Below are 24,065 nucleotides of genomic sequence, written 5' to 3'. Positions count from 1 at the left end.
AGCACGCCGGTACAGGTGTACTAACGATAAGGTATCGATTAAACATCGACAGACAACTGACGAATCTGCGCTTTTAGTCCCGGTAGCATGCTCGAACTGGCGCTGAATTTTCGCAACCCCACGCGGAGCAATGTTTCTGTGGCATTTGGATCGCCAGCCATCTCACCACACATACTAACCGGTATGCCCGCGCGATCGCCTGCTGCACACGTGAGCTCAATGGCTTTTAGTACCGATGGTTCAAAGTAGTTCACCAATTCAGCAACAGCAGCGTTACCTCGATCGGCGGCCATAACATATTGAGTCAAATCATTGGTGCCGATAGAGAAAAAGTCGACTTCTCGAGCTAACGCATCAGCATTCAACACCGCGGCTGGCACCTCAATCATAATACCAACGCGCAAATGAGTCGCATCCAAGCCGAGTTGGTTTGCTTGATGCGCCAACAGCACTTTTACTTTTCTCACTTCTTCAACCTGAGCCACCATCGGTATCATCAATTGAATATTCGGTTGCTCGTGAAAGGCTCTCAGAATGGCTCGAAGTTGAGCGGTAAACAATGACTCATGTTGAAGACACAACCGCACCCCTCTCAAACCTAAAAATGGATTATCTTCTGCTGGCATAGGATAAGCGGCTAAAGGCTTGTCACCGCCAACATCTAGACTACGAATCGTAAGTGGCTTATCACCAAGTGCGGCGGCAATATCACGATACACTTGGTATTGCGCTTCCTCAGTTGGCAACTCATCACTGTTTTGAAATAGAAACTCAGTCCGAAATAGACCAACGCCCTCAGCTCCTGATGTTAGTGCATCATCAATATCTTTCGGTCCACCAATATTGGCGAGTACTGGAATATGGACACCATCACAGGTGACTGCGGCTTGCTGAGCACTCGCTAATGCACGTTGTCGGATGCTTTGCCACTCAATTTGCTGAGCTTCTAATTCCTGCTGTACGGCATCTGAAGGAGAGAACCATAAATGCCCTCGGAAGCCATCAATAGTCACCACTTGACCAGCACGCACAGCATCAAGGCAGCCCTGAGCTTTAACGATGGCAGGAATCCCCATCGCACGAGCAAGAATCGCACTGTGAGAGGTTTTCCCTCCCTCACTCAAACAGATACCAAGCACTTTCGATTTATCAAGCCCGGCCACATCAGAAGGCATCAGGTCGCGGGCCAACAAAATACTCGGTTCCTGAATGTCGATGGCATTAGGCGTTACGCCTGTCATTTCGACCATAACTTGGCGTGCGATATCATGTACATCTGCTTCGCGTTCCCGCATGTACTGACTTTCTGCCTGGCGAAACTCTTCGGCCAACGTTTGCAGTGATTCTACCCAAGCTTGCTCGGCTATCATGCCCGTTTGAATTCGCGACTCGACCGATGCCCATAATTCTGGGTCACTGAGCATCATGCTATGAGCAGCAAATATTTCCCCTTTCGGCTGCTTCGCTTGCTCCTGCAAATGTTGAACAACCACGCCTATCGCACGCTTAACCCGTTCAATTTCATCTTGTTCACTTTGGAAATCACGTTCAGGCACTGCTGGCATTTCATGAGTAAAAAGGACAGCAGGAGCAGTAGCGATACCGTCATTGACTCGAATACCAACAACAGCACCTTCAATCTGATTTGAGGCCATGCCATCGAGCAGAGTATCTGAACTTTCTTCAGGTTCGATAATGCCTTGCTCAACCGCCTCTTTTTCTCCGAAGTGCTCATAAGCTAAGGCTTCAAATGCCTTGATTGCTTCACTGGATTGAGAGCCGAGTGCGCACAGCGTGATCGTCTCTTGGCTACGAACGCCAAGTTTCGCAATGCTGTTTAAGCTTTTCGCGTTCACACGGCGCTCGCCTTTTTTCAACCATAATTGGCAGTCAAAAGGCGCGAGTGCACCAACAATGGCCGCAGCGGGACGAGCATGTAATCCATGCGGATTTTGCACTACCCAATCAAATGTCCATTCTTGCTCAAAGTTCTCTGATACTGGCGCTATCTCAGCGGATGTTAGTGGCTGATCACCAAGGTGCTCTTGTTTTACGCTTAACGCATTCTGTGCCTCTTCGACTACCGTCGATAAAGGCAGTCCGGCGGCGGCAGCCACCGACGCCGCCATGGTTCCTTCAACAATAGGTGCCGAGATAAGGGTGACATTTTCCCTCACATGATCATCAATCAGGTCCAGAGCCATTTCCGTGCTAAGCAACGCGCTGCCAAGATCCATCAACACAACAACCCCTTGTTGATCTTGTACCTGCTCAATCGCTTCCATCACGGCAATGGCATCGGTTCCGATCGGGTTCTCTGGATCATCAATCCCAGCAGCAATCGCAAGCTTGGCTTTGCCTTGCGTCATTTGGGTGGCAAGTTCTGCCACCCCTTCGGCAAGTCGACGACTATGAGATACAACTACAATTCCCACCATCTTAATTACCTGCTATTGCCTGCTGTAGTGCTTTAATCATTAACAAAGAAGAGGTTGCACCGGGATCTTGGTGACCAATACTGCGTTCACCTAAATAGCTTGCTCGCCCTTTTTTCGCCAACATTTCAATCGTGGCAACCGCGTTCGTTTCTGCTAGCTCAACCATTTCATTAAGTAAGTGATCGGCGCTCATGCCATTTTCTAACGACGCCTTCACGCTAACTAAAACGGGTAACCAAACATCACACATGGTTTTATCACCCAGTTCCGCTTTACCACGAGACACCACGCCATCCACACCGCTTTTTAGTGCATCGACCAACTCTTCAAACGTTAGTTGCTCTCGGGTTCCGACAGCGGCAGCCGTGCGAATAAACAGCGTGCCATACAGCGGGCCACTTGCCCCACCGACACTAGAAAGCAAGGTCATGCCCGTATTCTTGAGAATGCTGCCGATATTTTGGTCCGCAAATTGCGGCAGTTTTTCAGCAACTTTTTTAAAGCCACGGTTCATATTGAGACCATGGTCTGCGTCACCAATATCACGATCAAGGTCGGTCAGAAAATCTTGATTCTCTTGATACGTTTTTGCACATAACTCTAGCCAGTGAACGATATGTTGTTTTTCAATTTGCATGTTTGCTCCCCCCTCTTACCACTTGATCGCGGCCGTATCGACAGGAGCATCGAACAGCTCCAACATCTCTTTATCTGCCTTCAGCAACGTAATCGAAACGCCTTCCATATCGAGTGACGTACAGAAGTTACCAACCATATTACGCACGATACGGAACCCTGCTTGCTCGCAGTTATGAGCCAGACGGCGGTACACTCCGTAAAGCTCTGAAGTTGGCGTACCGCCCATACCATTCACCATCACGATGTAGTCGTGTTCAGCGGCGAAAGGCTCAATGCTGGATTCCACTTCATCCCATTCACCTTCGTCACGATTCCAAATACGCAATGTGCGCTGATAAGGTGTGTTTTCAGCAACTTCAGCAAACATTTCATCCACTAACGTATCGACATCGGTGTATTTCACTCGCTTGATACCTGGTTCACCATGGATACCAACACCAAACTCCACTTCATCATCTTCCAGAACAAAAGATGGTTTACCTGCTGCGGGTACAACACAAGCATTAAGCGCCACGCCAAATGAACGACAGTGATTATTAACGCGACGAGCCAGTGCTTCACATTGCTCCAACGAATAACCTTTGCTCGCGGCAGCCCCAACTAACTTTTCAACCAATACCGTTCCAGCTACGCCACGGCGACCAGCAGTATACAGGCTGTCTTTGACTGCAACATCGTCATCCACCAACACCGACCCAACTTTGATGCCATCGGTATGAAGCAGCTCCACAGCCGTTTCAAAGTTCAACACGTCTCCGGTGTAGTTTTTAATGATAAATAGCACGCCTTCACCAGTATTCACTTGGTTGCCACATTCGTACATTTGATCTGGCGTTGGTGAAGTAAATACCTCTCCAGGGCAGGCGCCTGTCAGCATGCCTTTACCAATAAAACCTGCGTGCAAAGGTTCATGACCACAGCCACCACCAGAAACCAGTGCCACTTGCCCCGGTGTTTCCTCGTGCCACATGTAACGAGGTTCGTAGTTCGCTTTTAGCTCTGGGCGAGATAAAGCCAGACCTTCCATTTGCTGCAATACAACATCATCAACTTGGTTAATTAACTTTTTCATCGTTCTATCTCATTCCATTTATATTTTTATGTAGGGTATGAATTCATCTTAAACAGAGAAAATGCGTGCTCAACAAAAATCAATCCGTTTCATATTGAAACAAAAACTTCGGCATTATTGTTTCAATATGAAACGAAAAACGACAAATTTTCCTGAATAGTGATCGTCGCCATAAAGCATGCTGATTCTTATTACTTCTGGCAGTCGGTTTGACACAGAGGTCATAAAAGCATGGAACAAAACCAGAGATATCCTTCACCACTTACCACACCAAACCTAATATAAACCTTATCCCTACAATGGATATTCATTGCAGTCCAAAACACACATAAAAAAGGTTAAAGGTTTGAATTATGGACAAAATTATTATCAGCCCGAGCAAATACGTCCAAGGTGAACAAGTACTTACATCTATCGCTCACTATGTGAAAACATTGGGTGAACGTCCGTTAGTAATTGCCGATGAGTTCGTGACTAACCTGGTTGGTGATGACGTCAAACAAAGTTTTGCTGACGAAAAGCTTCCACTCACTATGAACATTTTTGGTGGCGAATGTTCGCGCGTTGAGATTGAACGCATCACGGACATTTGTGCCACTCAAAAACACGATGTTATTGTCGGTATTGGTGGTGGTAAAACGTTAGATACAGCAAAGGCTGTTGCGTTTTACACCAAAATTCCTGTCGTGGTGGTTCCTACCATTGCCTCGACAGATGCACCAACCTCAGCGCTTGCGGTGATATACACACCTGAAGGTGAATTTGCAGAATATTTGATGATCCCTAAAAACCCAGACATGGTCATCATGGATACGTCAGTCATCGCCAAAGCCCCTGTTCGCTTACTTGTATCGGGGATGGGCGACGCGCTTTCCACCTACTTTGAAGCTCGTGCCAACATGACTTCTGGTAAGGCAACAATGGCTGGTGGGTTAGCGACGCGTTCAGCACAAGCGCTTGCGAAACTTTGCTATGAAACCTTGCTTGAAGATGGTGTAAAAGCAAAAGCTGCGGTAGAAAATGGTGTGAGCACCAAAGCGGTAGAAAACATTATTGAAGCCAATACATACCTAAGCGGTATCGGTTTTGAAAGCAGTGGTCTAGCGGGTGCTCACGCTATTCATAACGGCCTAACTAAGCTTGAAGAGTGTCATCATCTCTATCATGGTGAGAAAGTCGCGTTCGGCACACTAGTTCAGCTGGTACTAGAAAACGCAGCGATGGAAGAGATTAATACGGTTCTTGCATTCTGCCGCTCTGTAGGTCTACCAACCAACTTATTTGATATGGGCGTTAAAGAGCTTAACCACGCTAAGTTGCGCGAGGTCGCCGAAGCCTCAACGGCCGAGGGAGAAACCATCCACAATATGCCATTCCCAGTGACGGCAGAAAATGTCTACTCTGCAATTCTAACCGCTCACCAGTTGGGTCAATAACTCACCCCCTTAAAGTGGGCTTAAATAAAAAAGCGGCACATACTCTCGCATGTGCCGCTTGGATTTTTGCTGTTAAGCGTAATTACTCAACCGTTACCGCTTTCGCCAGGTTACGTGGTTGGTCTACGTCCGTACCTTTGATCAGTGCTACGTAGTAAGACAGCAATTGCATTGGGATGGTGTAGTAGATCGCCGCCGTGATTTCACTAACGTGAGGCATCGTGATGATCTTCATTGTTTCATCGCCTTCGAAGCCTGCGTCTGCATCTGCGAATACATACAGAAGACCGCCACGCGCACGTACTTCCTCAACGTTTGATTTTAGCTTTTCAAGTAGGTCGTTGCTTGGTGCAACCACAACAACAGGCATGTCAGCATCAATCAGCGCAAGAGGACCGTGTTTTAGTTCACCCGCCGCGTACGCTTCTGCGTGGATGTAAGAGATCTCTTTCAGTTTTAGAGACGCTTCCATCGCGATTGGGTAGAACTCGCCACGGCCTAGGAACAATGTGTGGTGCTTGTCTGCAAAATCCGTTGCTAGTGCTTCAATTTCTTTCTCGAAAGAAAGTGCCGCGTTGATTTGCTTAGGAAGTGCATGCAGCGCTTCAACAATCTCTTTTTCTTTCTCTTTGCTGATGCGGCCTTGCTCTTTACCTAGTGCTGTTACCAGCATAAGTAGTGCAGAAAGCTGAGTCGTGAACGCTTTGGTTGAAGCCACGCCGATTTCGACGCCAGCGCGAGTCATGAATGCAAAATCTGATTCACGAACCAGAGAAGAGCCTGCTACGTTACAAATGGTCATCGCCGCCATATAACCTTTCTCTTTCGCAAGACGAAGTGCTGCTAACGTATCTGCAGTTTCACCAGACTGAGACAACGTAATAAGAAGGCTGTTTGGACGAGTCACAAACTTGCGGTAACGGAACTCAGACGCGATTTCTACATCACAGCTAACGCCAGCAATGTCTTCAAACCAGTAACGCGCTGTCATACCTGCGTTGTAAGACGTACCACACGCGACGATTTGTACGTGTTCTACTTTGCTTAGAATGTCTGCCGCGTGCACACCGATCGCGTCTGTCACAACAGAGTCTGCCGTGATACGACCTTCCATTGTGTTGATCAACGCTTTAGGTTGCTCATAGATTTCTTTTTGCATGAAGTGACGGTATTGGCCTTTATCACCTGCATCATGCTCTGCGTTAGATTCAACAATTTCACGCTCAACTGGCTCACCCGTTGCATCAAACACAGTGACTTCACGGCGAGTAATTTCTGCTACGTCCCCTTCTTCTAGGTACATGAAACGGCGCGTAACGTTAAGTAATGCAAGTTGGTCAGACGCTAGGAAGTTTTCACCTACACCAAAACCGATCACGATCGGGCTGCCTGAACGCGCTACTACGATGCGTGAAGGATCTTTGCGATCCAACGCTACCGTGCCGTATGCGCCTTCAAGTTGTTTTGCTGTTTTTTGTACCGCTTCTAATAGCGTTTCTGAAGTACGAAGTTCCCACTCAACCATGTGTGCGATAACTTCTGTATCCGTTTGCGATTCAAACACGTAGCCACGAGATTGAAGCAGCTCACGCAGCTCTTCATGGTTTTCGATGATGCCGTTATGGACAACTGCGATATCACCAGACATGTGTGGGTGAGCATTGATTTCAGAAGGTTCACCGTGCGTCGCCCAACGAGTGTGCGCAATGCCAGTTCCGCCGATCACTTTTGCTTCTTCTACTGCATCAGCCAATTCTTGTACTTTACCCAAGCGACGAACGCGCGTTAGGTTTGATTCGCCATCAACAACCGCAACGCCAGCAGAGTCGTAACCGCGGTACTCTAAGCGGCGTAGACCTTCAACCAAAATTTCTGCAACATCTCGTTGTGCTACTGCACCTACGATTCCACACATGTGTTTATCTCCGTTTGTAGTTTTGTTCTTCCCTAGCCATGATTTCAAATAGAGGCAGCAAGCAAAGGCCTTTATCCAGAGGGAAGTGAAATATGAAACTGATTACATCATTAGGCGCAAATGACTTTCACGCCATGTTGTTCAATCTGTACTTTATGCTCTGCTTGGATATCTGCATCGGTCACCAACACATCAACTTGATGCCAAGCGAGCTCTAAGTTTGGGATCTTACGGCCGATTTTTTCGGACTCTATCATTACGATCACTTCACGTGACGCTTCTGCCATTACCTTACTTAAGCCAACCAACTCATTAAATGTCGTGGTTCCACGCTCGAGATCGATGCCATCCGCACCGATGAATAGTTGGTCAAAGTCGTAAGCTCGTAATACAGATTCGGCTACTTTGCCTTGAAAGGACTCTGAGTGCGTATCCCAAGTACCGCCAGTCATCAGCAGTGTCGGTTCGCTCTCTAATTCATTTAGGGCGTTAGCAACATGCAACGAGTTGGTCATGACCACTAAGCCACGTTTGTCATTCAACTGTTGAATCAGCGCGGCAGTCGTGCTGCCACTGTCGATCACGATGCGATTATGATCGCGAATCAATGATGCTGCTGCTTTTGCTAAGCTTAACTTTCGAGTCGAAACATTAGCGCCCAATTCTTCGTGAATGACTTCCTTTGGGATAGCAATCGCACCGCCATAGCGGCGTAGAAGTTGGCCGTTTTTCTCTAAAGAAGCTAAATCCTTTCTAATCGTGACCTCTGAGGTTTCGAATTTCTGAGCAAGTTCATCAACGCTGACTTCTCCTAGTTCAGAAACCAAGTTAGAAATGGCGTGTCTTCTTAATTGAGTATTTCGTTTCGACATTTAAGTTTTGACTTTAAGTTTCGATGTGAAACTTATTATAGTCAAACCGAAACTTTCAAGTCCATTTATTTCGATCCAAAAAATTAATATTTCTCGATAAAACCTTGTCCTAAGACAATTCTTAAACAGTGATATTGGATTCATTCAGTGGTAGAATTCGCCACCGAAAAGAAAAAAAATTACAGAATTGAAGGCTATTTTTTTGCAACTTTCTGCATATAAAGTGGGATTAGTCACAAAAAGGTAACCAAAATCGCCGATCTTTTAGTCATAAAATGACTAAACTTGGTGAAAGACTTTCAGAATCTGAAGTTCTAATAATGAGACGAAAAATCGGTGGATGACAGGTACTAAATGTCATCAAAAACGTCCTGACTTCAGAGTAAATAACCGACTTTCAAATTGTAACTATACTTACCGGAGAGTATCTTCCATGAAAAAGACCAAAATCGTATGTACGATTGGCCCTAAAACAGAATCTGTAGAGAAGCTAACTGAACTAGTTAACGCAGGCATGAACGTAATGCGCCTTAACTTCTCTCACGGTGACTACGAAGAACACGGCACTCGTATCGCGAACTTCCGTAAAGTAATGGAAGCTACTGGCAAACCACTAGCAATTCTTCTAGATACTAAAGGTCCAGAAATCCGCACTATCAAGCTAGAAGGCGGTAACGATGTTGATCTAGTAGCAGGTCAAGAATTCACTTTCACAACTGACACTTCAGTTGTAGGTAACAAAGATAAAGTTGCAGTAACTTACGCTGGTTTCGCAGCCGACCTAAACGTAGGTAACACTATCCTAGTAGACGACGGTCTAATCGAGATGGAAGTTATCTCTAAGACTGAAACTGAAGTTAAATGTAAAGTTCTTAACAACGGTGCACTAGGCGAAAACAAAGGTGTTAACCTTCCTGGCGTTTCTGTAAACCTACCTGCACTATCTGAAAAAGATAAGAACGACCTTAAGTTTGGTTGTGAGCAAGGCGTTGACTTCGTAGCAGCTTCTTTCATCCGTAAAGCGTCTGACGTTCAAGAAATCCGTGAAGTACTTGCTGCAAACGGCGGCGAGAACATCCACATCATCTCTAAGATCGAAAACCAAGAAGGTGTTGATAACTTCGACGAGATCCTAGATCTTTCTGACGGCATCATGGTTGCACGTGGTGACCTAGGTGTTGAAATCCCAGCTGAAGAAGTAATCTTCGCTCAGAAAATGATGATCGAGAAGTGTAACCGTGCACGTAAGATGGTTATCACAGCAACTCAAATGCTTGATTCTATGATCAACAACCCACGTCCTACTCGTGCGGAAGCAGGCGACGTTGCTAACGCGGTAATGGACGGTACTGACGCAGTAATGCTTTCTGGTGAAACGGCGAAAGGTAAATACCCTGTTGAAGCGGTAACTATCATGGCTCAAATCGCGAACCGTACTGACTCAGCGCTAAAAGCTGAACTAGGTTCTCGTCTAGACAGCCCACGCCTACGCATCACTGAAGCAGTATGTAAAGGTGCAGTAGACACAGCTGAGAAACTAGCTGCTCCACTTATCGTTGTTGCAACTGAAGGCGGTAAGTCTGCACGTTCAGTACGTAAGTACTTCCCAACTGCAAACATTCTAGCGCTAACAACTAACAAGAAAACTGCTGCACAGCTAGTTCTAACTAAAGGTGTTACTCCTGTAGTTGTTGATTCAATCGAAAGCACTGACGCATTCTACGTAGCGGGTAAAGAACTTGCTCTAGAATCAGGTCTAGGTAACAAAGGCGATATCGTTGTTATGGTTTCTGGCGCTCTAGTTGCTTCAGGTACTACGAACACAGCTTCTGTACACGTGCTATAAGACTGAACTTTTAACACTTCAGTTTCTTGAGAAGGAGGGCTTATGCCCTCCTTTTTTATATGGCTTTCTTGCTCTCATAATAGGCTAATTGTATTATTTACCTCTATCAGAATTTCGTACTGTTTAATTTTATCGTCACGATTAAAGTTTCTATGAGGTGTATGTGTCTAGTCCCACTCTTACCGACAAAGTATTAAGAATGATCCGTCAGGATATTCTCGATGGCGAGCTTAAACCAGGTCAAAAACTCGTGGTTGCCGAACTCAAAGAGAAGTACAACGTAGGAGCGTCACCCATTCGAGAAGCATTGGTGCAATTATCTTGGAGCAAATACGTCAAACTCGAGCCGCAAAAAGGCTGCTGGGTTGCACCTGTATGTAAAGATGAGTTACATGACTTGTACGAAAGCCTGCAAATGGTCTCCGCATGCTTACTCAGTAAGGCAATTACGATTGGCGATGAAAAATGGGAACTGGATGTACTAACTGCTTATCACAAGTTATCCCGAGTAAAACCTGGCGAAAGCTTTTGCTGGAGGGAATGGGAAGAGCGCCAAAATCAGTTTCTTACTGCGCTGTTTGAAGGTGCTGGCTCTGTCAATATGTTTGGGTTTTTCCGCGATCTACTCACGCAAATTAAACGCTACCAATACTTCGCGATGCAGATTTTAGGCACAGGGAGCCCTGGGCACTGTAATCTCGATGAGCAAGAAATGCTGATGAAGGCATCGCTAGACAAAAAGAGTCAGGATGCTTTAGGTTATCTAGAGCGTTATTTGAGACAGTCAATACAGTGTATCGAAGCCGCCATCGACAACCAATGTCGCATACTGGCTAGCGAATAACGCTGAGACTAAAAAGCGGGGGTCTATCCCCGTTTTTTCGTTTTTGTAAAAGCACTAAGCAATATCATCATAACTATGACACAGCGATACGCAGTTACGCCCTGCACTTTTTGACTCATACAAAGCAATATCAGCACATTTATACGTTCTTGTACGATCAGAGGTTAAATCACTATACCCAGCACTGACAGTAATGCCTCTATCACTACGCATTTGAACCGCGACACGTAGCCTGTTCAATACAATTTCAGCCTCTTCTAGTGTTGTATGCGGCATGATCACTGCAAATTCCTCACCACCGACACGAGATACAAAGTCTGTGCTGCGGACTTCTTCTAGGAGGGTTTCTGCGACACTACAAATCACCTTGTCTCCTTCGTCGTGGCCTAGCTCGTCATTAATACGCTTAAAATGGTCAATATCAAACAACGCCAAACAAGCAGGAGGGCTATCAGGATAGCGTTCAATAATCCCCGCATATTGCGCCAATTGCTCTTCAAATTTTCGGCGGTTCCACAACCCCGTCAAGCCATCTTTTTCGCTTAGGTTTCGTAATTTTTCTTCTAACTCTTTTTGCCCAGAGATATCCACCAGCGACGTAATGTAATAACTCACTTTACCTGATTTGGTTAAATTCGCCTGAATACGCATTATTGCGGTAAAGACTTGATTAAACTTAGTTCGACAACGAATCTCCCCTTCCCATACGTGTTCACTCTTCAGTGTTTTCCAGATACTCAGGTTTGCTTCGAGATCTTCAGGTAAGAGAATTAAATGATGTGCACTCCAACCTTGGGCATGCTTGGTTGAGTAACCCATCATGTTTTCAAACTCTTGATTAACCATGATGATTCTATGCGAAGCATCCGAGATCATCACCGCAGTCATACCATCAAGAGCAGCTCGAGCCAACTTCGATTCCATACTATGACGCCGATAATGCAGAGCAAGGGCTGCCGTCGGCAAAGTGAAGCCGAGCACCAAACTTAGAACAAAAAATGCTTCTTGGATTAAGTCATCAATGTCCCTCTGAGCTCGGGATAATAACTGCTCATTGGTAAGATCAATAACCAGATGAAGAGGTTCGCTAGAAACAAACTGGATGGTGCGATACGCGACCAAATTCGAACCATTGTAAGCATAGCCCGAATCTTTTGAATTTAAACTACGCCAAATGTTTGGGTACATCCGGCCAAAATTAAATTGAGAGCGAGCGGGAATTATATGGCCATATAAACGAGCTGATTTAGGGCTATCAATGTAAAAACCGTCACTTTTAATCAGCTCAATATGGAAATCAAGCACTGACGAATAGTTGAGTCGAGAAGATAAATAGTCAATATCAACATTAAGGACGAGATACCCTTCGCGCTTTCCGTTAAGCGAAATAGGCATCAAAATGCGCAGTGACGGGCTATAGGGATAGACTAACTCGCCATACTCTCGTTCTAAACCTATCCCCCACGAAGCGATTTCGCCATCGTCTAAGTTCTTAGCGAATTGAAAGTAATCTCGCTCTGACTTATTTTGCAATTTGATCGCGGGCAACGCAGCGCCTGTTTCAATCTCATAATTAATCCTCACTTTTTCTCGACCAGAAACATCAAGAAAGCGAATTTGCTTATACAACTTTTGATTGATTGCGACCGAGATCCACATGTCTTCTAAGATGGAACGGTTCACCCGGTTAGGTTGGCGCAAATATTCATACAGACTTTGGCTGTGACCAAGTAGGTCACTGATCGTTTCGATTTGATCCTGAATATTGCTGTATTCACGGCCAGTATAGGCCAATTGATGTAACGCTTCTTGAGCGGTGTTCTCAACATTGTTTTCTAACAACGTCAGATATTTCTGATAGTAGTAAGCGGCAGTGAGTGCACTAAAAAATAGTGCTGTCGCCAATAAGGTGCCGACTCGCTTAGGTACTTTCACACGTCTAATGCCTATCATGCTTACTAAAACGACAATTATATCATTAATTGTTATTTTCTAAACAAAAAAGCCACTTAGATTAAGTGGCTTTTCTATATGCAATCAGAGAGTTAAGGTTTGAGGGCTCGCTCTCCTCGCGCAATGCCAACGACACCACTACGAGCAACTTCGACAACTTCGGTCACTTCGGATATCGCTTGAATGAAGGCATCTAGCTTTTCACTCGTACCCGCAAGTTGTACGGTGTATTGGGAAGCCGTGACATCCACGATCTGGCCACGAAAGATGTCTGCCGTCCGCTTCACTTCTGCTCGCGCAAAACCACTGGCTTTCACTTTCACCATCATCAGTTCACGCTCAATGTGCTCATACTCGGTGACTTCTTGCACTTTCAGCACATCGATCAATTTGTGTAACTGCTTCTGAATTTGTTCCAACTGCATCTCATCAGATGTCGTGGTAATGTTCATTCGCGACAGGGTTTCATCATCAGTCGGTGACACCGTCAAAGATTCAATGTTGTAACCACGTTGAGAGAACAAACCAACAACACGAGACAACGCACCTGGTTGGTTTTCCAATAGCAATGAAATAATGTGTCTCATATTAAGTTCTCTCCGTTTTGCTTAGCCACATTTTATCCATACCCTCACCTTTGATTTGCATCGGGTATACGTGTTCGGTTTCGTCTACGTTGATGTCCACAAACACCAGACGATCTTTCATATCCAACGCTTTTTGTAGCCCTTCTTCGAGCTGATCAGGCGTTTCGATACGAATACCGACGTGACCATAAGCTTCTGCAATCGCTGCAAAGTCAGGAACAGAACTCATGTAAGAATTAGAGTGACGGCCTTGATAAATAATGTCTTGCCACTGTTTTACCATGCCTAAGAATCGGTTGTTCAGGTTGATGATCTTCACTGGAATGTCGTATTGCATGGCTGTCGACAATTCTTGAATATTCATCTGAATACTGCCGTCACCAGTCACAACCACGACCTCTTCTTGTGGCATGGCAAACTTCACGCCCATGCCAGCCGGAAGACCAAATCCCATGGTGCCAAGACCACCAGAGTTTATCCAACGGCGCGGCTTATTGAATGGGTAGTACAGCGCCGCAAACATCTGATGCTGGCCCACATCAGACGCCACATATGCGTCACCATTAGTTAGCTTGTGCAGCGTTTCAATTACTTGCTGTGGCTTGATTCGTTCTGGAGAGGTTTCATAAGACAAGCAGTTGCGGTCACGCCATACTTGAATGTCATCCCACCATGCAGTGATAGCATCTTGATCATTTCCACTACCTTGCTCTGCAAGCAGCCCGAGCATGGTTGTCAGCACTTTTTCCGCAGAACCTACGATCGGCAAATCCACTTTCACGTTTTTCGAGATCGATGACGGATCGATGTCAATATGCATCACTTTTGCGTTTGGGCAGTACTTTTCAAGGTTGTTGGTTGTACGGTCATCAAAACGCACACCGATACCAAAAATAAGATCCGCTTCATGCATTGCCATATTAGCTTCGTAAGTGCCGTGCATACCCAACATGCCCAGTGAGTTTTTATGTGTACCCGGGTATGCCCCCAAGCCCATCAAAGTACTCACTACTGGTAGGTTCAGTTTGTCGGAAAGCTCTAAAATATGTTCATGGGCGCCAGAAATCACCGCACCACCACCGATATAAAGCACTGGTTTTTTCGCTTCTAATAGCGATTTAAGCGCTTTTTTAATCTGGCCTTTATGGCCCGACGTTGTCGGCTTGTAAGAGCGCATTGAAAGCGTTTCTGGATATTGATAAGGCAGTTTGATTTGCGGGTTCATCACATCTTTTGGCAAATCAATCACAACTGGACCAGGTCGACCTGTAGTCGCGATATAAAACGCTTTTTTGATTGTTTCAGGAATATCTTCCGCTTTTTTTACTAAAAAGCTGTGTTTGACCACTGGGCGGGAGACACCGACGATGTCACACTCTTGGAAAGCATCATTACCAATTAGGCTATTCGGTACGTTACCCGAGATAACGATCATTGGGATAGAGTCCATATACGCTGTTGCAATACCCGTAATGGTATTGGTCGCGCCCGGCCCCGAGCACACAAGTACGACACCCGGTTTACCGGTAGCTCGAGCGTAACCATCTGCCATATGAGTGGCGGCTTGCTCATGCCTTACAAGTACGTGTTTGATTTGATCGGTTTTGGCATGCAGTGCATCGTAGATATCCAAAACAGACCCACCAGGGTAGCCAAAGATCTGCTCTACGTGCTCTTCTATCAGAGATTGAACCACCATCTCTGCGCCTGACAACATTGCTGTCATAATTGCTCTCCTTAGCCAGTTTCCTCACCGTAAGGTCAACGGATTGGTCTGGTTTTACATAGTCTAGGTCTTATTCGTAGCCTAATCGAAATACTTCCACGTTTTCGGCTATGTCTTGCGTTCGTCATAACATCCCGCAAGGTTACCCAACAAATGTAACGTTTTATTATCAAAGGGTCTAATGAGAGATTGGTCTACTTTTTAAACAAGATACTAGTAATTAGAATGTTAGTAGGAATAGCAGCCACACATCTCCTATTTCACAGTACAACCTAAAAAATTAACGCTTAAAAAAAGAACATTATTTCATAAGCTTTTAGCTACAGGGTGCGAAATAGCGTTATTTGACGAGCAGAACAGAAAAAATCAATACAAACAAAAATCCCCAGCAATGCGCGATCACATCACTGGGGATTTTTTCATCAATATAAAATCTAAGTCAGCTTAAGTTACTTTTTATCCGACTTTTCCTTATACATTTCTTCAATTTCATCTTGGTATTTGTCATTGATGACTTTACGACGAAGTTTTTGAGTTGGCGTTAACTCACCATCATCCATAGAGAAAGCTCTTGGTAACAATTTAAACTTCTTCACTTGTTCAAACTTTGCCAACTCTTTTTGAAGATCGTTCACACGCTTCTCAAGCATTTCGACCACCTGGTGGTGCTTAATCAACTCAACGCGATCGTGATATTTGATATTCAGCTCTTTCGCGTACTCTTCTAGCGAGTCATAGCAAGGCACGATAAGCGCAGAAACAAACTTACGAGTATCCGCAATGACTGCGATTTGCTCGATGAAGTGGTCTTTACCAATCGCACCTTCAATCATTTGTGGAGCGATGTATTTACCACCTGAAGTTTTCATCAACTCTTTGATACGATCGGTGATGAACAAGTTGCCATTTTCATCAATGTAACCAGCGTCGCCCGTTTTTAGGAAACCGTGCTCATCAAAGGTCTTTTCCGTCTCTTCTGGCATTTTGTAATAGCCACGCATCACCATTGGACCACGAACCAGAATCTCGTTGTTTTCGCCAATCTTAACCTGTGCGCCAGGCATCGACATACCAATAGAGTCGGGGTTAAAACATTTATCATCCCAACACGATACTGTCGCCGTGGTTTCAGTCATGCCGTAGCCCAACTTAACGTTGATACCAATCGCATGGAAGAATCGACCGATGGTTTCATCCAGCTTTGCACCACCACAAGGCATAAAGTTGATTTGCCCGCCAAGTAGCGCACGCAGTTTGCTCAGAACCAACTTATCCGCCAAAGCGTATGACTTACGCAGCAAGAGCGATGGCTGACGTTTTTCTTGATGACAAGCGGCCATTTTTGCGCCCATGTTGACTGCCCAAGTAAACATGATCTTACGATGAATCGGCGCGCGAGACACTTTCTCATGAATCGCAGAGAAGATCTTCTCATAGAAACGCGGTACGGCACACATCACGGTAGGTCGCACCTGGCTCAGTGCATCACGTACTTGCATGGTGTCTTGCAAATAGCAGTTGGTCGCCCCTTTGTACAATACATAAAAGGTCCAAGCGCGCTCAAATACGTGTGACAACGGAAGGAAACATAATGACACGTCACTTTGAGAAAGGCTCAAGCGCTGATCGTGCCCTTCCAATTGCGCCGCAATGTTTGCGTAGTCCAACATAACGCCTTTTGGCTGGCCTGTTGTACCCGAGGTGTAGATCAGCGTGAGTAGATCATCTTCTTTTGCCTGATCTAAACGCGCGTCCAATTCAACTTGATATGTAGCGTCGCCTTTGGCAACAAATGCTTGCCAAGAGATAACGAAATCATGATCGCCAAGTTCTATATCATCAGACATCGCAACAATGAGCTCTAACTGTTCGCACTGGTCGAAAATGCTCACTGCTGCATCAAATTGAGGCTGTTCACCAACAAACAGAACTTTGACGTCTGCATTGTTAATGATGTACGCCGACTGGGCGGCAGTATTGGTTGGGTAAATAGGTACTGTCACGCTGCGTAATTGCAGTGCTGCGATATCAGCGATCGTCCATTGCGGCATGTTGTTCGAGAAAATGCCGATCTTATCTTGGACTCCTAATCCCTGAGCCAAAAGTGCAAGTGATAAAGCATCAACTTGCTGACCAAATTGCGTCCACGTAATACCTTGCCACTCCTCACCCACTTTATGCTTGAGTGCAACGCGTGTACCACCGTTCGCAATTTGTTCACGAATACGTTTAACGATATGAAAATCTAACTTGGCCATTCTTTTACTTACCTTTTGGCTTACAGGCGTAAGCTAATTGAGCGAACAAGTGTACTCACGGCTTGCTAAAACGCAACTGACCAGTATCAAACTTATCACTAATAAGAGACAACTATCACTTATACGTCGCGAACGTACCTCAAATTGCTGAATGATTACTCTATTTAACTTACTGTTTCGATTGTTGATTACGAAAACAAAAAGCCCCGAGAGACAAAAATCGCTCGGGGACCAATGAATTGTAAAAATTGATGATTACCAATATGGTCTAATCGAGAAGACCAAACGTCATCTTATTTTGCGGCAACGACTTCACCACAAGTGATCATCAGTTGATCGCGTAGCCAAATGTGGCCTTTATCTTTTTCACTTGATTCATGCCAGCTTAAGAAGCCGCTGATTTCTTTGTTCGCAAATGGGAAATCAAGAATTTGCAGTTGATCGCTGTTTACCGCATTTTCCGCCATCCAACGTGGTGCAATAGTCACAAGCTCAGATTGACCCACCACGTATAGTAGGTTGCTTAAACTAGAACCTTCATACGCCGCTTGGCAATCCAGTTCACGGTACGCTTGCTCTGAGAAACTACGTTGGCCATGCACTTTCGATAACTTCGCATGCTTTTCGTTAAGCAGTTGCTCAGCCGTCACACCACCTTGAATGCGTGGGTGTGTTTTTGATGCGATAACCACTAATTCATCTTTGAAGATTTCAGTACTTGAGAAACCTTGCTCATCAAAACGAGCGTAGTCGATCACGAAATCAATTTCTTGGTAGCGCATACGCTCAGACAACAAACGGTCAAATTCTGCATCTAGGTGAAGCTGAACGTTTGGTGCTTGTTGATTCACTTTTGCCATGATCTTCGGAGCAAAACGCATGTCGCAAGGGCTGCAAATCGCAAGCTTGAATAAGCGAGTCGAAGATTCTGGTTGGAATACAGAGCTAGGAAGTTCATTACGAATCAGCTGTAGTGCTTGGCGAATAGGGCCAAACAGTTGACGTGCTCGTTGCGTAGGCTGAATACCACGGCCTTGGCGCATGAATAGCTCGTCGTTAAACATCACTTTTAAGCGTGCCACGGCGTTACTTACCGCCGGCTGAGACATGCCTAGGTTATGTGCTGCACGAGTAATATTTTGCTCTTGCATTACAGCATCAAATACAGTCAGTAGGTTTAAATCTACACCACGCAAAGTGCTTTCCATACGGTAGCTAGCAATTGCGCTCATCGCGTCTTTCTTCTCTAACATTGAGTGCGCCTCTTTTGTAATCGTCAACTTTGTTCATTAAATTCATAACGAATAGAATCCCATCTCGCACAAAAGACGGCGGCTGGATTCGAATCATTTTACGAATAGATAACCTAACTTTTTATTATATTTATCGTCCGGATACTTCCGGCTCGAACTGTACTATCAACTAATCGATTGCGGTTTCGCAACTAGATTGATATTTAATCAGTAAATTTTAGCCAATTAGGTATTTATTTGTTAAATAACAAAGACTTGATAAAAACATAAAAAACTATAAAACACGTAAAAATGCATTCTTTGAGGACGTATTTAGCAAATTGATAGGACAGGCGGTCAACACAAGCATGCATTTAGCTCAGTTATTAGTTGGAATAAGAACAACAGATGACAGCTATATCTCTGATTGAATTTTGCACTTATCAGTCAAATTATCAGCAAATACACACTGAATAGAAATGAGAGAGGAAGAATAAAAATGCAGCCTTCCAAACAGAAAGGCTGCAACAAAATCGTGTCAAAAATGGAAGGAACAATGTACTGAACAACGTACTTAAATGTTCGACACGTAACTTGGAAAATCAACCTGCTCCCACAGCTGTCTGGATAACTCTGCTTTTGAATCCCATGCACCTTGCAATACCCAATGAACAATAGCCTGAGCAACATCTGGGTATTTCACACTTTCGGCTTGTTGCTCCTTTAGCCACTGGCGTACTGCGGAAATGTCTAAGCTCTCCATCGACATCGCAAGCCCTAAATCTTCTAAGGTCGCAACATTGCTCTGCTGCTCGAATTGACCCGCGAGTGGCTTTAGTAACAATTTTTTCCCCAAAGACAAGGCTTCTGAAGGAAGCTCAAACCCACCATTAGCAATGACACCACTACAGCGATGCAAATGATGCTGGAAGTTGCTGTGGCATAAAGGGCGCAGTTCTATGTTTTCTACCTGCTCACATTCGATCACATCCGGGTGATAACAGATAAACGCTTGTTGATTAAAGTGGAACAATAAGTCCGAGATATCTTCTATCGATTCGAACGGCAGATACACCAACACGAAGTCGTCGTTTTCTGCTTGGCTATCGACGGTATGCACTATTGGTGGTAACAAAGGTTGATCAAAATGATGCCAATGCAAACCAAGGTGATGTTGAGAAGGCGCAAAGTATTCAATGACGGATTTATCTAACCAACTTGCTCCCTTTAGTGGCACCGGATAACGGAAAGCATTTTGGTGGCTAATACCAATAGAAGGCTTATTTTGTTGTCTCGCTGCCCACGCAGTCACAGGTTCGAAATCATTAATGATAAGATCGTAGGACGACAGATCGAGTTGCTTAACTTCTTTGAAAAACTGCACCAAATTGTTATTCAATGCTGTTTTCGCGTAGTTTACAGAGCCTTTTTCGGTAATAAAGGTGAAGCCTCGGCGAGTCTGGTAATCGCCAAATGCTTCCATTGAAAAGTATTTTTCCGGCGCTCGCCCAGAAAACAAAAAGTTGACCTCAACATTGTGCTCTTTAAACGCATGACTCATCGCCCTTGCGCGTGCAATATGTCCGTTTCCTGTCCCTTGAACACCGTACAAGATTTTCATCAATTAGCCTCCTAACATCGCAATCGCTAATCCACCACAAAGACTGCCAAGCAGTGCACCAATGATGACATCGGTAAAAAAGTGCACACCCAATAAGATTCGCGCGGTTCCGATTAAACTTGCCCAAAAGAATGCAGCAACGCCTAGGCTCGGATAGAAATGGTCAATCAGCGTCGCCATGACAAACGCAGCGGCAGTGTGTCCTGAAGGAAGACTGTAGCGATCGGAGGGAGTAATAAAAGCAGGAAGGAGTGCACTAAGCTCTTCAGGGCGACGACGCTTAAAACTATTTTTCAGCGTCCAATAAATTGGTAGCTCGATAGCAAAAGCAAGTAAACCCGCCAGTAAAAACCAGACTCCTTGCTCCTTATCTAAATACCAAGCTAATAAACCCAACACCAAGTAAAGATGCCCGTCACCACTGTGGGAGACTCCTTTGCTGATATTGGCGACTTGTTGATTAAAACGGTGCTTAAGACAAACACTAGAGAGCGCTAAATCAAACTTAGCAATGGTTGCAATTGGCTGTGTAATTGTCTCTATGGTTCGCATGTGACCTTTCCTTACTTTGACAACGCCTTTGTGTGAAAAGTAGGAGGTTTAGGTGACAACAGCATGACGGGAATTTGGACAATTAATGACAAAGGCCAAATTAAGGTGTGCCCAACAATTTATCTATTGGGCATAACCATAAAAATAGAACATTAAGAAGGGTTTGCTGGTTGCGGTTGAGGGGTGTCTATATACCAGACTTTTCTCTTCTTGCGGCAGGCGCGCAAAGAGCCCGTCGTCATGTCGCCATCTTTTGTAAGCTCATAGCTCAGTGAGCGGCAAGTATAGTTTCCCGACAGTTCATGCTCTATACTCGTTTGCTCCGTTTTACTCGAGTTAGGCTCTAGTAAAGGGTTAGGCTGAGTAGATAAAATGTCACGATTTATCACATTGCTGCGCGCATAATCCTTATGGACATAACCTTTTATCACTCCTTTCTGTTCAACGAGAAACCAAGGTTGATCAACCACTTTTGCTAGCACATTAAAGACTTCCCCTTTCGATAATACGCCAAGCTTTGCCCCTTCAAGACTCGGTTTAGAGCGTAGGTTTAATGTGGTCTTAGAGCGGTAAGAAACATCCATAAACTCTACTGGGTTTGAAGTATCGACACCTTCAGTGGTTGGTCGGAAAACTTCCGCTTGCTGTTTCTCACTAGGTTGAACGCGGATCTTCCACCAAGAATACGTTTCCGGATCTTTACCTTTAAACTTATTTCGGCTGTCAGACTCAAGGGCAACAAGCATCTGATTCAAGAACGATTCGCGTCCCTCATAACTCAAAAATCGATCCATTTGATCATTGATAACCATGACGCTCTGCGAGTGATCATTCATAACAACGGGGGAAGCCACTTCCACATAGGTCTGCGATTGAAACAGCTGACAACCCGACAAGCTGACCAGAGTAAATACTATGGCTGAACGTCCAAATTGTTTTGTTAACCTCATTCTTTCCCTAACCCTTATTTCTTTTACCTAGTGCAACTGCACTACTATAAATGGTCATTCAAAACTTTTGCCAAACAATTCGGACCTTTGTGTGACAAGTCGCAATCCCGATGCTTGTTTTGGTAATGAAACGTCGCAAACTTGATGAGAACTTACTTCTTCTAGCACGTTTCTATCGCATCATGTCGTTTCACTTAGTGCATCATTTTTTTCAAGCAAACGAAAAGACTCATCCGATATGAATAAAAAATCGACTTTAGGGTTGACGCGCTTCATGGAGTGCGGTACTAATTTGTTAACTTAATTATGTGGAAAGCTTAACAACTATGTCAGCTCATTTTTCTATCCTGCTTAGCCTCCTCCTGATCGTGACCAGTTCGCGCGGGTAGGCTGTGGAAGAAAAATAACCACACCAATTTCTAAGAACCCGCATGAGAATGCGGGTTTTTTTATATCTAAATACTGGAAGTAAACGATTCACTTGCGCGAAAGTGCAGAAATCAGGAAGGAAGCAAACATGAACGATCAGGTCATTATATTCGACACCACATTGCGTGATGGCGAGCAAGCGTTGTCAGCAAGCTTGACGGTTAAAGAAAAACTGCAGATTGCCTATGCGCTGGAAAGACTCGGCGTTGATGTTATCGAAGCTGGCTTCCCAATCTCTTCACCAGGTGATTTCGAGTCTGTACAAACCATCGCAAAAAACATAAAAAACAGTCGAGTTTGTGCCCTTTCGCGTGCCGTTGCGAAAGACATTGATGCTGCCGCTGAAGCCTTAAAAGTGGCCGACCAATTCCGTATCCACACATTTTTAGCCACTTCCACCATTCACGTAGAAGACAAACTACGCCGCAGCTACGACGATGTACTAGAAATGGCAGTCAACGCCGTTAAACATGCACGTAACTACACTGATGATGTCGAGTTTTCTTGTGAAGATGCTGGTCGTACTCCTATAGACAACCTATGTCGCATGGTAGAAGCCGCCATCAATGCAGGTGCGAGTACAATCAACATTCCAGATACCGTTGGCTACACCGTACCAAGTGAGTTTGGTGGGATTATTGAAACCCTATTTAACCGCGTTCCGAACATTGATAAAGCGATCATCTCCGTTCACTGTCACGACGATTTGGGGATGTCAGTTGCCAACTCTATTGCCGCCGTTCAAGCTGGCGCACGTCAGATAGAAGGCACGATCAATGGCATTGGAGAGCGAGCGGGTAACTGTTCACTTGAAGAGATCGCAATGATCATCAAGACGCGTCAAGAGTTTTTGGGCGTTCACACTGGCATTAAGCATGATGAAATTCACCGCACCAGTAAGTTGGTGAGCCAGCTATGCAATATGCCTATTCAAAGCAACAAAGCAATTGTGGGTGCAAATGCGTTTAGCCACTCTTCAGGCATCCACCAAGATGGCATGTTGAAGAATAAGAATACCTACGAAATCATGACCCCTGAGTCTATTGGCCTAAAAAACCAAGCTCTGAACCTAACCAGCCGCAGCGGTCGCGCTGCCGTGAAGAGCCATATGGACACCATGGGTTACAACGAAGACGAGTACAACCTAGACGCACTGTATGCGGATTTCTTGAAACTTGCTGACCGCAAAGGCCAAGTGTTCGATTACGACCTAGAAGCCCTAATGCACTTCTCGAACTTGCGTGAAGAAGATGACTTCTACAAATTGAGCTACCTAAGCGTGCAGTCTGGCAGCGTAATGGCTACCACCAGCATCAAAATGCAATGCGGTGATGAAGAAATGTGTGAAGCAGCGGTCGGTAATGGCCCAGTTGATGCGCTTTACCAATGTATCTACCGCGTGACAGGCTACGACATCGTTCTGGATAAATTCGACCTAACCGCGAAAGGTGAAGGTGAAGATGGTTTGGGTCAAGCAGACATCATTGCCAACTACAAAGGTCGCAAATACCACGGTACGGGTGTTTCCACCGACATCGTTGAGGCTTCCGGCCAAGCATTATTGCACGTTATTAACAGCATTCATCGTGCAGATAAAATCGAAGAAATGAAGCAGAAAAAGATTGCGACTGTGTAATAACAACCGGGCTACACGGCTCAGGAAAGAACACGCTCGTTGAAATAATTAAGCTCAAA

17 protein-coding genes are annotated in these 24,065 nt (G+C 45.0%); 4 read left to right on the top strand and 13 right to left on the bottom strand.

Features of this window, described 5'->3' with window-relative positions; translation table 11 throughout:
- Window positions 1–38 precede the first annotated feature (38 nt).
- Genes ptsP through dhaK form a run of 3 tightly spaced genes read right to left on the bottom strand, consistent with a single transcriptional unit; the run spans window position 39 to window position 4,149 of the window.
- Window positions 39–2,438 carry a phosphoenolpyruvate--protein phosphotransferase gene (gene ptsP, locus IQP38_RS09625; RefSeq protein ID WP_193837535.1) on the bottom strand — a complete coding sequence of 800 codons (2,400 nt, stop codon included), beginning with the start codon at window positions 2,436–2,438 and terminating at the stop codon, window positions 39–41.
- A gap of 1 nt (window position 2,439) precedes the next feature.
- A complete protein-coding gene (gene dhaL / locus IQP38_RS09620) occupies window positions 2,440–3,075 on the bottom strand; it encodes a dihydroxyacetone kinase subunit DhaL (RefSeq protein ID WP_005379705.1) in 636 nt (211 codons plus the stop codon).
- Between the two features lie 15 nt (window positions 3,076–3,090).
- A complete protein-coding gene (dhaK, locus tag IQP38_RS09615) occupies window positions 3,091–4,149 on the bottom strand; it encodes a dihydroxyacetone kinase subunit DhaK (RefSeq protein ID WP_005379704.1) in 1,059 nt (352 codons plus the stop codon).
- 353 nt (window positions 4,150–4,502) lie between these two features.
- Here dhaK and IQP38_RS09610 point away from each other — a divergent pair, with 353 nt between their 5' ends.
- Complete coding sequence (locus IQP38_RS09610) at window positions 4,503–5,585, top strand: glycerol dehydrogenase (protein WP_005379703.1); 1,083 nt, start codon at window positions 4,503–4,505, stop codon at window positions 5,583–5,585.
- A gap of 82 nt (window positions 5,586–5,667) precedes the next feature.
- Here IQP38_RS09610 and glmS read toward each other — a convergent pair whose 3' ends face one another.
- Together glmS and IQP38_RS09600 are read right to left on the bottom strand one after the other, a co-directional pair.
- On the bottom strand, window positions 5,668–7,500 hold the full coding sequence (glmS, locus tag IQP38_RS09605) for a glutamine--fructose-6-phosphate transaminase (isomerizing) (protein WP_033906046.1): 1,833 nt from the start codon (window positions 7,498–7,500) through the stop codon (window positions 5,668–5,670).
- Between the two features lie 110 nt (window positions 7,501–7,610).
- Complete coding sequence (locus IQP38_RS09600) at window positions 7,611–8,372, bottom strand: DeoR/GlpR family DNA-binding transcription regulator (RefSeq protein WP_005379701.1); 762 nt, start codon at window positions 8,370–8,372, stop codon at window positions 7,611–7,613.
- A gap of 433 nt (window positions 8,373–8,805) precedes the next feature.
- On the opposite strand from IQP38_RS09600, the gene pykF reads away from it, so the two are divergent.
- Entirely contained in the window at window positions 8,806–10,218 is a 1,413-nt protein-coding gene (pykF, locus tag IQP38_RS09595; RefSeq protein ID WP_005379700.1) for a pyruvate kinase PykF, read from the top strand.
- Window positions 10,219–10,375: 157 nt separating this feature from the next.
- Window positions 10,376–11,062: a GntR family transcriptional regulator gene (locus tag IQP38_RS09590; RefSeq protein ID WP_081008344.1), complete on the top strand. Its 687-nt coding sequence runs from the start codon at window positions 10,376–10,378 to the stop codon at window positions 11,060–11,062.
- A gap of 54 nt (window positions 11,063–11,116) precedes the next feature.
- On the opposite strand, the gene IQP38_RS09585 is transcribed toward IQP38_RS09590, so the two are convergent.
- The 8 genes from IQP38_RS09585 to IQP38_RS09550 form a co-directional block, all read right to left on the bottom strand.
- Window positions 11,117–12,997: a GGDEF domain-containing protein gene (locus IQP38_RS09585; protein WP_005379698.1), complete on the bottom strand. Its 1,881-nt coding sequence runs from the start codon at window positions 12,995–12,997 to the stop codon at window positions 11,117–11,119.
- Window positions 12,998–13,107: 110 nt separating this feature from the next.
- Window positions 13,108–13,602 carry an acetolactate synthase small subunit gene (gene ilvN / locus IQP38_RS09580; RefSeq protein ID WP_005379697.1) on the bottom strand — a complete coding sequence of 165 codons (495 nt, stop codon included), beginning with the start codon at window positions 13,600–13,602 and terminating at the stop codon, window positions 13,108–13,110.
- Between the two features lies 1 nt (window position 13,603).
- Window positions 13,604–15,328, bottom strand: a complete 1,725-nt coding sequence (locus tag IQP38_RS09575; RefSeq protein ID WP_193837534.1) for an acetolactate synthase 3 large subunit — start codon at window positions 15,326–15,328, stop codon at window positions 13,604–13,606.
- 449 nt (window positions 15,329–15,777) lie between these two features.
- Window positions 15,778–17,586, bottom strand: a complete 1,809-nt coding sequence (locus tag IQP38_RS09570) for an AMP-dependent synthetase/ligase (RefSeq protein WP_005379694.1) — start codon at window positions 17,584–17,586, stop codon at window positions 15,778–15,780.
- Window positions 17,587–17,879: 293 nt separating this feature from the next.
- The gene (gene calR / locus IQP38_RS09565; RefSeq protein ID WP_005379693.1) at window positions 17,880–18,839 is read right to left on the bottom strand and encodes a LysR family transcriptional regulator CalR; all 960 of its coding nucleotides are present in this window, start codon (window positions 18,837–18,839) and stop codon (window positions 17,880–17,882) included.
- Window positions 18,840–19,392: 553 nt separating this feature from the next.
- Window positions 19,393–20,439 (bottom strand): MJ1255/VC2487 family glycosyltransferase, encoded by a 1,047-nt coding sequence (locus IQP38_RS09560; protein ID WP_054576647.1) that lies wholly within the window; start codon window positions 20,437–20,439, stop codon window positions 19,393–19,395.
- Window positions 20,440–20,442: 3 nt separating this feature from the next.
- Complete coding sequence (locus IQP38_RS09555; protein WP_005379690.1) at window positions 20,443–20,991, bottom strand: phosphatase PAP2 family protein; 549 nt, start codon at window positions 20,989–20,991, stop codon at window positions 20,443–20,445.
- Window positions 20,992–21,143: 152 nt separating this feature from the next.
- The gene (locus IQP38_RS09550; protein ID WP_138938987.1) at window positions 21,144–21,941 is read right to left on the bottom strand and encodes an SH3 domain-containing protein; all 798 of its coding nucleotides are present in this window, start codon (window positions 21,939–21,941) and stop codon (window positions 21,144–21,146) included.
- Between the two features lie 517 nt (window positions 21,942–22,458).
- Between IQP38_RS09550 and leuA the strand changes: the two genes are divergently transcribed.
- The gene (gene leuA / locus IQP38_RS09545) at window positions 22,459–24,006 is read left to right on the top strand and encodes a 2-isopropylmalate synthase (protein WP_005379685.1); all 1,548 of its coding nucleotides are present in this window, start codon (window positions 22,459–22,461) and stop codon (window positions 24,004–24,006) included.
- The last annotated feature ends 59 nt before the right edge of the window (window positions 24,007–24,065 follow it).

Source organism: Vibrio sp. OPT41 (genome assembly GCF_015163595.1).
Lineage (GTDB): Bacteria > Pseudomonadota > Gammaproteobacteria > Enterobacterales > Vibrionaceae > Vibrio > Vibrio alginolyticus.
The sequence above is the reverse complement of the archived record's forward strand: the minus strand, read 5'-3'. Positions and strand labels throughout refer to the sequence as shown.

Bases quoted from the DNA above. Each gene is read 5' to 3' on its own strand.
- ptsP (WP_193837535.1), bottom strand. From the start codon at position 2,438: ATGGTGGGAATTGTAGTTGTATCTCATAGTCGTCGACTTGCCGAAGGG.
- dhaL (WP_005379705.1), bottom strand. From the start codon at position 3,075: ATGCAAATTGAAAAACAACATATCGTTCACTGGCTAGAGTTATGTGCA.
- dhaK (WP_005379704.1), bottom strand. From the start codon at position 4,149: ATGAAAAAGTTAATTAACCAAGTTGATGATGTTGTATTGCAGCAAATG.
- IQP38_RS09610 (WP_005379703.1), top strand. From the start codon at position 4,503: ATGGACAAAATTATTATCAGCCCGAGCAAATACGTCCAAGGTGAACAA.
- glmS (WP_033906046.1), bottom strand. From the start codon at position 7,500: ATGTGTGGAATCGTAGGTGCAGTAGCACAACGAGATGTTGCAGAAATT.
- IQP38_RS09600 (WP_005379701.1), bottom strand. From the start codon at position 8,372: ATGTCGAAACGAAATACTCAATTAAGAAGACACGCCATTTCTAACTTG.
- pykF (WP_005379700.1), top strand. From the start codon at position 8,806: ATGAAAAAGACCAAAATCGTATGTACGATTGGCCCTAAAACAGAATCT.
- ilvN (WP_005379697.1), bottom strand. From the start codon at position 13,602: ATGAGACACATTATTTCATTGCTATTGGAAAACCAACCAGGTGCGTTG.
- IQP38_RS09575 (WP_193837534.1), bottom strand. From the start codon at position 15,328: ATGACAGCAATGTTGTCAGGCGCAGAGATGGTGGTTCAATCTCTGATA.
- IQP38_RS09570 (WP_005379694.1), bottom strand. From the start codon at position 17,586: ATGGCCAAGTTAGATTTTCATATCGTTAAACGTATTCGTGAACAAATT.
- calR (WP_005379693.1), bottom strand. From the start codon at position 18,839: ATGTTAGAGAAGAAAGACGCGATGAGCGCAATTGCTAGCTACCGTATG.
- IQP38_RS09560 (WP_054576647.1), bottom strand. From the start codon at position 20,439: ATGAAAATCTTGTACGGTGTTCAAGGGACAGGAAACGGACATATTGCA.
- IQP38_RS09555 (WP_005379690.1), bottom strand. From the start codon at position 20,991: ATGCGAACCATAGAGACAATTACACAGCCAATTGCAACCATTGCTAAG.
- IQP38_RS09550 (WP_138938987.1), bottom strand. From the start codon at position 21,941: ATGAGGTTAACAAAACAATTTGGACGTTCAGCCATAGTATTTACTCTG.
- leuA (WP_005379685.1), top strand. From the start codon at position 22,459: ATGAACGATCAGGTCATTATATTCGACACCACATTGCGTGATGGCGAG.